Source organism: Lentzea albida, assembly GCF_900111005.1.
Classification (GTDB): Bacteria; Actinomycetota; Actinomycetes; order Mycobacteriales; family Pseudonocardiaceae; genus Lentzea; species Lentzea albida.
The window spans coordinates 33820-45211 of the sequence record NZ_FOFV01000002.1; the positions used below are offsets into that span (position 1 = coordinate 33820).

An 11392-nucleotide genomic window follows, 5' to 3' on the forward strand; every position below is an offset into this window, starting at 1 on the left:
GTCACGCCACTAGCTCGATGACCCGGAAGACGGTGTCCCGCACCACCTCTGGTGACTCCTGCGGGATGAGGTGCCCCGCGTCCTCGACGACGACCAGCTCGCCCCGCGGTGCCGCGTCCGCCAGGGCCGCCGCGTACCGGTTGAACAGCGGGCGCCACTCACTCATGCCGCGTTCGACGAGGCCCGCCTGCAGGTAGACCACCGGAACGTCCGGTGTTCCCTTCTCCTGCACCCGGCGCAGCAGCGGCAGGGACGCCTCGATCTGCAGCGCTTCGCGGCTGGCGGCCTTCATGGCACGTGCGGTGGCGAAGTCGCGCGTCATGACCTCCACGTCTGCTGCGGAGATCTCCGGTGAGAGGCCGTTGCGGAACGTCTGCCGCTTGATCAGCCCCTTGCCGCCCAGGCGCGCGACGAGCGCCATCAGGGTGAAGAACCTCGCGGCGACCTTCGCGTTGCGCGTCGACATGATCTCGGCGAGGGACGCGTCCACGAACACCATGCCCGCCACGCGGTGCGGGTGCCGGTCGGCGAAGACGCGGATGACCGGCCCGCCCCAGCTGTGCCCGACGAGCACGACCGGGCCGGTCTCGCCGAGCGCGTCGAGCAGCGCGGTCAGGTCGTCGGTGATCCGGTCGAGCGTGCGGTCGTGCGGGTCGACGTCGCTGCCGCCGTAGCCCGCGCGGTCGTAGGACAGCGTTCGGCAGCGGGCGCCGACCTCGCGCTGGGTGTGGATCCAGGACGAGCCGGGCGCGCTCATCCCGGCCTCGAAGACGACCAGCGGCCCCGGTCCGTCGCCCGCGGTCACCGCGCGGATCGCCCGCCCGTCCGGCAGGGTGACGCTCTTCTCCAGCGTCGGCGCGTCCCTCACTCGTGCCAGCTCGGCGGGTGGAGCTCTTTCCAGAGTTGTGCGCTCTCCAGTTGTGCGGCGAGGGCGAGCAGTTCGGCGTCGTGGCGGTGGCGGCCCACGAGGTGCACACCGTGCGGCAGTCCGTCGTCGTCCACATGCGACGGAAGCGAGATCGCGGGGACTCCGGCGAGATTGGCCCACGGCGTGTGGCACGACCATTTGAGCATCAGGTCGGCTTCGTCGCCGACGAAGTGGCCGATCGGGACCGGGGCACCGTTCGTCGTCGGGGTGAGCACCACGTCGTAGTCGTGGACCTTGCTCAGGAACGTGCTGGCGTAGCGGGCGAGGACGGCTTGGGAGGACACGATGTCGTTGGCGGACAACGTGTCGTTGATGTCGAGCAGGTGCCGGGTGTACGGCCGCAGCAGATGGGTACTTCCTGCTGGCACCGTCATCCGCGCCACGGCGCCCACCTGGTAGGCGAACCAGGTCAGGATCGCGCGGCTCACGGACTCGTCGTAGCGGGCGGGCAGCGGGATCTCCCGCACCTCGTGGCCCAGTTCGGCGAGGACGTCCGCGGTGCGCCGCACGGCCAGTTCCGCCTCGGGGTCGACGGCCTGGTCGAGCCCGGTGTCGGTCCAGAGCGCGATGGTGAGCTTCCGGTCGAGCGTGCCGTGGAGGGGTCTGGCGGGGTGCCAGCCGTACAGGTCGCCGGGCGCCGGTGACGCCATGACGTCGAGCAGAAGTGCCGCGTCCGCCACGGTTCGCGCGATCGGGCCCTCGATGCTCGCCGACAGGAACGACGTGGCGGGCGCCGGGCTGACCAGCCCGCGGCTCGGCTTCATCCCCACGAGGTGACAGGTCGCCGCGGGCGTGCGGATCGACCCCGCCCCGTCGCTGGCGTGCGCGACCGGCGACAGCCCCGCCGCGACCGCCGTGGCCGCTCCCCCGCTGGACCCGCTCGAGTAGCGCGTCGGGGCGTAAGGCGTCACGGCCGGCTTCTCGGTCACGTCGTTCTCGGTGTAGCAGGTGGCGCCGAACTCCGACGTGTTCGTCTTGCCCAGCACCACCGCGCCCGCCTGCCGCAGCAGCCGGACCGTCCAGGAGTCTTCGAGCGGCACGAAGTCCTTCAGCGCCGCCGACCCGAACGTCGTGCGGATCCCCGCCGTGGCGGCGAGGTCCTTGACGCCCAGCGGCAGCCCGAGCAACGCCGCCCGGTCACCTGACGCTCGCCGTCGGTCGGCCTTCGCGGCCTCTTCGAGCGCGTTCTCGTTGACCGTCACGAACGCGCCGAGTTCTTTGTGCCGTTCGATCCGGTCGAGGTAGTGCTCGGTCAGCTCTCTCGAGCTGATCTCGTTGTCGTTGAGGGCTTCCAGCTGCTGGGCGGCCGTGAGCTCGTGCGGCTTCACGGCGTCACCGAGGTTCCGGTCAGCAGCCGGTGCACCGACCCCGTCACCACGTCGAGCTCGTCGGACGTCAACGGCGCGCCGCCGAACATCCGCCGGTGCATCAGCGGCCCTTCGAGCAGGTTGCCGACGAACGGCAACTCCGGCACCTCGGCGATCTCCCCGCGCCGCACCGCCCGCGCGATCGCGTCGACCAGGGGCTGCGACCGCCGCGACACCAGCGCGCGGAACGTCTTTTCGGCCTCACCGTCCCCGCGCAGGTCCGCGAGGAACCCGACGAGCCCGTCGTTCCACGGCTCGTCCCAGGCCCCGGCCAGGTCCCGCGCGAACGCCCGGAGGTCGCCGAGCAGCGTGCCGGTGTCCGGGTCGGGCACCGGCGGCAGGTACGCGTCGAGCACGTCCGCCACCAGCCGCACCTTGCTGCGCCAGCGCCGGTAGACGTCGGTCCGGTGCGCGCCGGACTGGGCCGCGACCTGCGTCAGCGTCAGCGCGTCGTAGCCGTTCGAGGTCAGCAGCGACCACGCCGTCGCCAGCAGGCGCTGTTCGAGCTCGGGATCCCGCGGACGCCCCGCCACCGGCGGCCCTCCAATTCGCAACAGGTTGTTGCGAATAAGGTAGGGGGCCGGGCGGGCGCGCACAAGAGGGCCGCGGGAGAGGCGAGCAAAGGCTCGCGGCGCTGGGGCAGGCGCTCACCGGCACCGACGCGGCGAGGGCAGCACGCCCCCGGCAGACGCAGTCGGCCACCCACCAGCCCGGCCGAGCCGGGTCAGCGGCTCGCCCCGACCCCGATCCCACACGCCCAACCCCGCCGGCCTCAGCGCCCCACCCCCACGACCCCGCCCAAGTCGCGCATCGCCGCCTCCACCCCCACGTCCAGCGCCTCCTGCATCACCCGCGGCCGCCTCTCCGTCCGCCCGATCACCGCACTCCCGAGCGGCGGCCGGATCTGCAGGCACGCCGGGTGCGAGGCGAGCAGCTCCTCGTCCTGCGCCCGGATCGCCTCCCGCCCGAGCCAGTTCGCCACGACCCCCGGCGCGTGCCGGGCGAACCAGCGCGACAGCACCATCCGCTCCCCGCGCGACGGCGGCACGCCCAGGAACTCGTCCTCGCGCCTCGTGCGCAGGGCGACGACGTGCGTGGCCTTCTGGTCCAGCGCCGTGCCGACGGGGATCGTCTCGCTCAGGCCCGCGTCGACGTACGGGCGGCCGTCGATCACCACCGGGTCGCCCGCGAGGAACGGCATGGCGGCCGACGCGCGCAGCGCGGTCTGCAGGCTCAGCGTGTCGCGGACGTACCCGTGCAGGTCGGCCGCCTCGCCGGTGAGGCCGTCGGTGGCCATCGGGTGGAACTCGACGGGGTTGTCGAGGACCTCCTGGAAGCCCATGGGCACGACCTGCGTGTAGATCGTGTGGACGAGGTGGTGCGTGTCGACGACGGGGCGGCGGGTGAAGGCGCGCCTCGGGTTGATCGTCGTGCGCATGACGGCCGGGTCCCACCACGCGTGCTTGCTGTGGTCGGCGCGGCCGCAGAGCAGCCACGCGGCGTTCAGCGAGCCGGCCGAGCTGCCGTAGACGGCGTCGAACAGCGGCAGCAGGCCGAGTCGTTCGATCGCGACGGTCATGCCGCTCGAGTAGACGCCGCGCGAGCTGCCGCCTTCGACGAGCAGGACCAGGCGGGCGTCGTCGTTCCGTTGTCCCGGAACGCTTTGCTGGTGCCTGCGCTCGCGCAGCAACTCGAGAACGGTCATGCCGAAAACCCTATCTGCGGAGGCGTGGGGACGCTGCTACTGTGGACGGCGAGATCACTCCGCTCGATCGAGGAGCCCGGCGTGCTGGTGGGTGAAGACGACATCTCAGGGTGAGCCCTGGATGTGACAGGCCATCGCGAGAGATGGCCTTTTCGTCGTCCCCTTTTCTCCCACACGCGCGGCAGTGGTCCGCGCGCGGCACATCCTGAGGTCTCACAGCCATGTCCGACGCATTCATCGTCGTGTCGTCCCTGTCCTTCTCCTGGCCGGACGACACCCCCGTGTTCGACGGCCTGTCCGTCTCGGTGCCCGGCGGGCGCACCGGTCTCGTCGCCCCGAACGGCGCCGGCAAGTCGACGCTGCTCAAGCTGATCGCGGGTGCGCTCACGCCGTCCGGCGGCAGCGTGTCCGTCGAGGGCGTGCTCGGCTACCTGCCGCAGGACCTGCCGCTCACGGCCGGGCTGACCGTGGCCGAGGTGCTCGGGGTCGCGGACGTGCTGCGCGCCATCGCGGCCGTCGAGTCCGGTGACGTCGCCGAGGAGCACTTCACCACCATCGGCACCGACTGGGACCTGGAGGAGCGCACGCGGGCCCAGCTCGACCGGCTCGGGCTCGGTGACCTGGCGCTCGACCGGGTGCTCGGCACCCTGAGCGGCGGGCAGGTCGTGTCGCTCGGGCTGGCGGCGCAGTTGCTGAAGCAACCCGACGTGCTGCTGCTCGACGAACCGACCAACAACCTCGACCTCGACGCGCGGCACCGGCTGTACGACGTGCTGGACGACTGGCGCGGGTGCCTGCTCGTGGTGAGCCACGACCGGGCGTTGCTCGACAGGATGGACCGGATCGCCGAGCTCGACGGTGGCGAGGTGCGGTTCTACGGCGGCGACTTCAGCGCCTACGAGGAGGCGGTGGCCGCCGAGCGCGAGGTGGCGGAGAAGAACATCCGCAGCGCCGAGCAGGAGGTCAAGCGCGAGAAGCGGGAGATGCAGCAGGCCCGTGAACGTGCCGCGCGCCGTGCCTCCAACGCGCAGCGGAACCTGTCGAACGCCGGGCTGCCGAGGATCTTCGCGGGCAACATGAAGCGCAACGCCGAGGTGTCGGCGGCCAAGGCCGACGGCACGCACGCGGCACGGCTCGGTGCGGCCAAGTCCAAACTGGACCAGGCCGAGCGGGCGCTGAAGGACGAGCAGAAGATCAGCCTGGAGCTGCCGCAGACCGCGGTCCCGGCCGGGCGCACGCTGTTCCTCGGTTCGGGCATCCGGGTGCGGGACCTGTTCTCGGACCTGGACTTCGCCATCCGCGGGCCGGAGCGGATCGCCCTGTCCGCGCCGAACGGGGCCGGCAAGTCGACGTTGCTGCGCGTGGTCGACGGCTCGCTGGAACCGGACGGCGGTGAGGTGAGGCGGGCCGACGGCCGGATCGCGTACCTGTCGCAGCGGCTCGACCTGCTCGACGACTCCCGCACGGTCGCGGAGAACCTGGCCGACGCGGCCCCGGCCATGCCGCCCGCCGAGCGGATGAACCTGTTGGCGCGCTTCCTGTTCCGGGGCGCCCGCGCGCACCTGCCGGTCGGGGTGCTGTCCGGCGGCGAACGGCTGCGGGCGACGCTCGCGTGCGTCCTGTTCGCCGAACCCGCACCCCAGCTGCTGCTGCTCGACGAACCGACGAACAACCTCGACCTGGTCAGCGCCGGACAGCTGGAGAGCGCGCTCAACGCGTACCGGGGCGCGTTCGTCGTCGTCAGCCACGACGAGCGGTTCCTGAGCGAGGTGAAGATCGACCGCCGGCTGCGCCTCGACGGCGGCAGGCTGCTGGAGGCCACGCATGGCTGACGCACTGGTCGCCACCGAGCTGGTGCGCGGGTTCGGGGGCAGGCGCGTGCTCGACGGGGTGTCGCTCACGGCGGCACCCGGCAGGCGCATCGGGCTGATCGGCGAGAACGGCGCGGGCAAGTCGACGTTGCTGCGCCTGCTCGCGGGCGCCGACCAGCCGGACGGTGGTGTCGTGCGGCGGCCGCCGGACCTGGGTTTCCTGCGGCAGGAGATGCCGTTCCCGGACTCGGCCACCGTGGCGGAGGTCCTGGACGACGCGCTGGCCGAGGCGCGGGAGGACCTGGCCGAGTTGGAACGGCTGGGCGCGTTGCTCGGTGCGCAGGACGTGGAGGCGGAGTACGCCGAACGGCTGGAACTGGCGCAACGGCACGAGGCCTGGGACGCGGACCGCCGCGCCGACATCGTCCTCAGTGGACTCGGTCTTGGCGACGTGGGCCGGGAACGCGCTCTCGGGTCGTTGTCCGGCGGGCAGCGGCGCCGGCTGCACCTGGCCGCGCTGGTGATCCGTCGGCCCACGGCGTTGCTGCTCGACGAGCCGACCAACCACCTGGACGACGACGCGGCGGCGTTCCTGGAGGAGCAGCTGCGGTCGTTGCCGGGCATCGTCGTGCTGGCGAGCCACGACAGGGCGTTCCTCGACGCGGTGTGCACGGACCTGGTCGACCTCGACCCGGCGGTGGAGGGGCCGGTGCGGTTCGGCGGCACCTACAGCGAGTACCTGGGCCTCAAGCGCGCCGAACGCGAGCGCTGGGAACGCCGTCACGCCGAGGAGCAGGAGGAGATCGCCGAGGTCCGCGACTCGCTCGGCCTGATCGCGGGCCGCGTCGCGCCGAACAGGCTCATGCGCGACAACGAGAAGATGGGCTACGGCGTGCGGGCGAACCGCGTGCAGAGCCAGATCTCCCGCCGCGTCCGCAACGCCACCCGCCGCCTCGAGGAACTGGAACGCGCCGCCGTGCCCGCTCCCCCGCGCCCGCTGCGGTTCGCACCGGACGTCGTGGCGGTGCAGGGCGAGGACCTGGTGTCGCTGCGGGAGGTCCGGGTCCCCGGACGGCTCGCGCTCGGCCTCCTCGACGTCCGCGACGGCGACCGGCTGCTGGTGACCGGCCCGAACGGAGCGGGCAAGTCGACGCTGCTGCACGTGCTGGCCGGTCGGCTCGAAGTCCCTGGCGTGCAACGACATCCGGGCGTCCGCGTCGGGTTGTTGGACCAGGACACGACGTTCGCGAACCCCCGCCTCACCGCGCGGGCCACCTACGGCCGCGCCCTGGGTGCCGAGCGGATCGCGCAGGTGCCGCTGGAGTCGTTGGGCCTGCTGCACAGGTGGGACCTCGGCAAGGCGGTCGGCACGTTGTCCGTGGGCCAGCGGCGCCGCCTCGCCCTGGCGCTGCTGGTCGCGAACCCACCACACCTGCTGCTCCTCGACGAGCCGACGAACCACCTGTCGCCGACGTTGTGCGACGAGCTGGAGGACGCGCTGGGGCCGGGACCGGGCGCGATCGTGGTGGCGAGCCACGACCGGTGGTTGCGGAAGCGGTGGCGTGGTGCGGAGATCGGGTTGTGAGAATTCGGTGGACGGCCTGCCGATGATGGTCCGGTGGTGGTGTTCGAGTGCGTGGCGTGCGGTGCGGAGCTGACGGTTCCGCTGAGACGGGTCGACTGGCCCGACCACGCGGGGCGCACGGTCGGGAACGGTGTGACGGAGATGCCGGTCCTGATGGAGGCCGGCACCTATGCCACCAATTCGCAAGTGGTGGAAATCGCACCCGGAGACGTGCGGGGTGTCTCATGGGCCACTGACCTGTTCGACACCACCTCCTGTTGCGGACTCGCCGGCTACGACGCCCCGAACCTGTGGTGCGCGTGCGGACAGCCGGTCGGGTCGCGAGTCGACGACTGCTCGGCGTGGCAGGGGGTGCAGCTCGACGACGCCGCCGTGCGGCCGGTGGGTGAGGCGGAACCGGTGGCGGGTTGGGAAGCGTTCGAGTGGGACACCGCCTTGCTCGACGGCGCGGACGTGTGGTGGCATGACCGGGTGGCGATCGCGGCGGGTGTCGCGCTCGCCCTCATCGTGATCGCGGCCGGGGACGCGACGGTGGCCGTGCCGGACGGGCCTGTCGCCGAGGTGTTCCGGAGCCACCTCGACGAACTGCTCCCACCCGCGCCCGAGGTGAAGACCCTCGCGCTCGCAGGCCCCGGTCTCCGGGCGGAGGCGGACCTCCTGCTCGTGCCGAGGCATCCGGAGTCCGGTGAGCCGTGGCCGGTGGAGGGGACGGCGGTGCCGATCTCCGCGGAGCTGTGGCGCTGGCTGGCCAACCCCGACCAGCAGCCCTGCGTCCCCGCGACCGGTGGTCGGTGGCCCTTCCTGGACGACGACCCACTGCCCCGGCGTCCCGAGCGCATCGCGCTCGACCGCTGGGTGTCCCGGAGCGAGATGTCGAGACGGTCCTGACGGCTTCGACACAGGTGTGCAAGTACCGCACACACGTGGAGGACTGATCATGACCGGACGACCGCCCGTCACCGACCTCGCCACCTGGCAGAAGGCCCGCGACGAGCTGCTCGCGCGCGAGAAGGCCCACACCCGCGAGGGCGACGCGATCGCCGCCGAGCGCCGCAGGCTGCCGATGGTCGAGTTCGACGGCACGGTGCAGGTGGTCGGCGGGAACGGCCCCGTGCCGTTCCTCGACCTGTTCCAGGGGCGCGACGAGCTCGTCGTCTACAAGCACATGTGGTGGGACGGCGCCCCGCACCAGGGGCAGTGCGAGGGCTGCACGCACGTGCCGTGGCACTTCGACGACGCCTCGTACCTCAACGCGCGCGGGGTCTCGTTCGCCGTGCTGACGGTCGGCGTGTGGGAGGAGGTGGCGCCGTTCGTGCAGTTCATGGGGTACGCGCAGCCGTGGTACTCGGTGCGCGGGCTGGACGAGCCCGTGGGTGGCGAGATGGGCCACCTCACCAGTTACCTGCGCGATGGGGACCGCACGTTCCTCACGTACTCGACGACCGGGCGCGGGTGTGAGCGGGTCAACGGGTCGCTGGCGCTGCTCGACATGACCGTCCGCGGGCGTGGCGAGGCGTGGGAGCGGCACCCGGAGGGGTGGCCGGAGGCGCGGCAGGCGGGGTGGTTCTGGCGGTCGAACGCCGCCGGTGAGCCGGGCTGGGGTGAGGACACCAGGCCCGTGCCGCAGTGGACGCGGCCCGGTGCGGTGGCGGTGCAGACGCTCGGCAGGCAGGGCCACTGCCACTGACCCGAGCCGGCCGAGGCGGGTGCGCTGTCCTCGCACGGCGCATCCCTGGGGCTCAGCGCGGCTTGGCCGCCGTCGCGAGGACGCGGCGCTTCCGGTCGAACCCGGCCAGGACGCGCCGCGCCTCCTCCTGCATCGACACCACCGCGGGGTCGGGCTCCTCGACGGCGAGCGCCGCCTCCCACAGGCGCCGCTCGTCCGTCCGCCACGCGGGCCTGTCGGCCACCTCGACGTCCGCGAACCCCGCCTCGGGCAGCTGCCGTTCCAGGTCCAGCTCGCGGATGCGGCCCCAGACCCGCTCGTCGCCGGGGTCGGCCGCCTGCCAGCAGGTGATGGCCAGGCGTCCGCCGGGGCGCAGCACCCGCAGGCACTCGCGCAGCGCGTCCGGCTTGGACTCCGCGAACTGCAGCGAGTCCACGACGAGCACGGCGTCGACCGAGTTCGCGTTGAGGCCCGTGGCTGTGAGAGTGCCCACGCGGAAGTCGCCGCCGCTTCTCGACCTGGCCTGCTCGACGGCGACCCTCGAGAAGTCCACGCCCACCAGGCGGCAGCCGGTGCGCCGGGCTATCTCCAGGCCGTAGCCGCCCCGGCCGCACGCCAGGTCGAGCAGCACCCGGCCCGGCGCGAGGCCGAGGGAGCCCGCGACCTCGTCGAGGCCGGCGCCGCCGAGCAGGCTGGTCGACTCGAGACCGTCGGGGAGACCGAGGACCTGCCGGACCAGGTCGTCGGCCCGCTTCGACGCGGTCCGGTCGGCGTACCAGCGGTCGAAGTCCTCAGCGCTCGTCACGATCAAGACCCTGCCAGACGGCGGCGGGAACCACGCTCCGTCCCCGGCCGGACGCACTCCGCACAGATCAACACCTGGACCAAAGTATGACGGCGAGTTAATCCCAGGTATGACGACGCGCGAGCGGCGACGTCGTTATTGTCCGTTCCGATGGACATCATCAGCTCGTAACCCCTTTCCGCCGAAGGGCAGCCGCGTCATGTGGGAAGTTCTGCAGTCAGCGACCGACGTCCGGTCGCGCGTGACCGAGTGGATGGGGAAGCGGTTCCTCGCACACCTCAGCAAGACCGGGTTCGACCTCGAGTCGTCCTGGTTCGTGCCCTCGCGCGTGCTCGCCCCGCTGCGGCGCAACGGGCTCGACCCCGTGCCGGAGATGGCGCGGATGCAGGCCCAGGCACCGCTGACGCGCCTGCCGCTGCCGGTCACGGTGTGGCTGGTGACGGGCTACGAGGCGTCCAAGCAGGTGCTCGTGGACTCGGAGGCGTTCAGCAACGACTTCGGCCACCTGCGCGAGCTGGGGCTCTTCTCGGACGAGGCGCCGGGCGGGCTCGGCTTCAGCGACCCGCCGGAGCACACGCGGCTGCGCAAGGTGCTGACGCCCGAGTTCACCATGCGGCGGCTCTCCCGGCTCGTGCCGCGGATCGAGCAGATCGTCGCGGACCAGCTCGACCTGATGTCCATGAAGGACGGCCCGGTCGACCTGGTCGAGCACTTCGCGATGACCGTGCCGGCGCTCACGATCTGCGAACTGCTGGGCGTGCCCGCCGATGAGCGCGAGGAGTTCCAGCGGCGCAGCGTCTCGCGGTTCGACCTCGGCGGGGCGGCCACGACGTCGCTGTCGGCCGTGTCCGAGTCCATCGTCTACTTCCGGGAACTGGTGCGCTCCCAGCGCGCGAACCCGACCGACGGGTTGCTCGGCGAGCTCGTCCGCAAGCACGGCGACGACCTCGACGACGACGAACTGGCGGGCCTCGCGGACGGGCTGCTCACCGGCGGGTTCGAGACGACGGCCAGCATGATCTCGCTCGGCACGCTCGCGATGCTGCGCGACCCCGCGCTCCGCGAGCAGGCGCTGGGCGACGACAAGGCCGTGAACGGGCTGGTCGACGAGCTGCTGCGGCACCTCAGCGTCGTGTCGGTGGCGTTCCTGCGCATCGCGCGCCGCGACATCGAGATCGCCGGGGTCAAGGTCAAGGCGGGCGACATCGTGGCGTGCTCGCTGTCGCAGGCGAACCGCGACCGCGGCGTCTACGACACCCCGGACGTGATCCTCCCGGAGCGTCCCGCGAGCCAGCACCTCGCGTTCGGCTACGGCGCGCACCGCTGCATCGGCGCGGAGCTCGCGAAGATGGAGCTGCGGATCGCCTACCCGGCGCTCGTGCGCAGGTTCCCGGAGATGCGGCTCGCGGTGCCGCCGGGCGAGCTGTCGTTCCGCAAGCTCTCGATCGTCTACGGGCTGCACTCGATGCCGATGCACCTCGGCGTGCAGCCCAGCCCGATCCAGCAGGTCCTCTGACGTGGCGGG

Annotated in this window: 10 protein-coding genes; 5 read left to right on the forward strand and 5 right to left on the reverse strand. The window is 72.2% G+C overall.

All coding sequences use genetic code 11. From position 1 onward, the window contains the following. Window position 1: 1 nt before the first annotated feature. The 4 genes from BMY74_RS05580 to BMY74_RS05595 form a co-directional block, all read right to left on the reverse strand. On the reverse strand, window positions 2–868 hold the full coding sequence (locus BMY74_RS05580) for an alpha/beta fold hydrolase (protein WP_089910648.1): 867 nt from the start codon (window positions 866–868) through the stop codon (window positions 2–4). Continuing rightward, entirely contained in the window at window positions 865–2256 is a 1392-nt protein-coding gene (locus tag BMY74_RS05585; protein WP_089910650.1) for an amidase, read from the reverse strand. Before BMY74_RS05585 ends, BMY74_RS05580 begins: the two co-directional genes overlap by 4 nt. Continuing rightward, complete coding sequence (locus tag BMY74_RS05590; protein WP_177229593.1) at window positions 2253–2828, reverse strand: TetR/AcrR family transcriptional regulator; 576 nt, start codon at window positions 2826–2828, stop codon at window positions 2253–2255. Before BMY74_RS05590 ends, BMY74_RS05585 begins: the two co-directional genes overlap by 4 nt. Window positions 2829–3067: 239 nt before the next feature. Beyond that, the gene (locus BMY74_RS05595) at window positions 3068–4000 is read right to left on the reverse strand and encodes a patatin-like phospholipase family protein (protein ID WP_089910656.1); all 933 of its coding nucleotides are present in this window, start codon (window positions 3998–4000) and stop codon (window positions 3068–3070) included. A gap of 221 nt (window positions 4001–4221) precedes the next feature. Between BMY74_RS05595 and BMY74_RS05600 the strand changes: the two genes are divergently transcribed. The 4 genes from BMY74_RS05600 to BMY74_RS05615 are packed head-to-tail and all read left to right on the forward strand — an operon-like array spanning window position 4222 to window position 9083. Continuing rightward, window positions 4222–5832, forward strand: a complete 1611-nt coding sequence (locus BMY74_RS05600) for an ABC-F family ATP-binding cassette domain-containing protein (RefSeq protein WP_089910659.1) — start codon at window positions 4222–4224, stop codon at window positions 5830–5832. Next, on the forward strand, window positions 5825–7396 hold the full coding sequence (locus tag BMY74_RS05605) for an ABC-F family ATP-binding cassette domain-containing protein (RefSeq protein WP_089910662.1): 1572 nt from the start codon (window positions 5825–5827) through the stop codon (window positions 7394–7396). Before BMY74_RS05600 ends, BMY74_RS05605 begins: the two co-directional genes overlap by 8 nt. Window positions 7397–7429: 33 nt before the next feature. Continuing rightward, complete coding sequence (locus tag BMY74_RS05610; protein WP_089910665.1) at window positions 7430–8284, forward strand: hypothetical protein; 855 nt, start codon at window positions 7430–7432, stop codon at window positions 8282–8284. A gap of 49 nt (window positions 8285–8333) precedes the next feature. Further along, window positions 8334–9083 (forward strand): DUF899 family protein, encoded by a 750-nt coding sequence (locus BMY74_RS05615; protein ID WP_089910668.1) that lies wholly within the window; start codon window positions 8334–8336, stop codon window positions 9081–9083. A 52-nt stretch (window positions 9084–9135) separates the two neighbouring features. Here BMY74_RS05615 and BMY74_RS05620 read toward each other — a convergent pair whose 3' ends face one another. Then, entirely contained in the window at window positions 9136–9867 is a 732-nt protein-coding gene (locus tag BMY74_RS05620; RefSeq protein ID WP_177229594.1) for a class I SAM-dependent methyltransferase, read from the reverse strand. Between the two features lie 199 nt (window positions 9868–10066). Here BMY74_RS05620 and BMY74_RS05625 point away from each other — a divergent pair, with 199 nt between their 5' ends. Further along, window positions 10067–11383, forward strand: coding sequence for a cytochrome P450 (locus tag BMY74_RS05625; RefSeq protein ID WP_089910674.1), 1317 nt, complete (start codon window positions 10067–10069; stop codon window positions 11381–11383). Window positions 11384–11392: the final 9 nt, after the last annotated feature.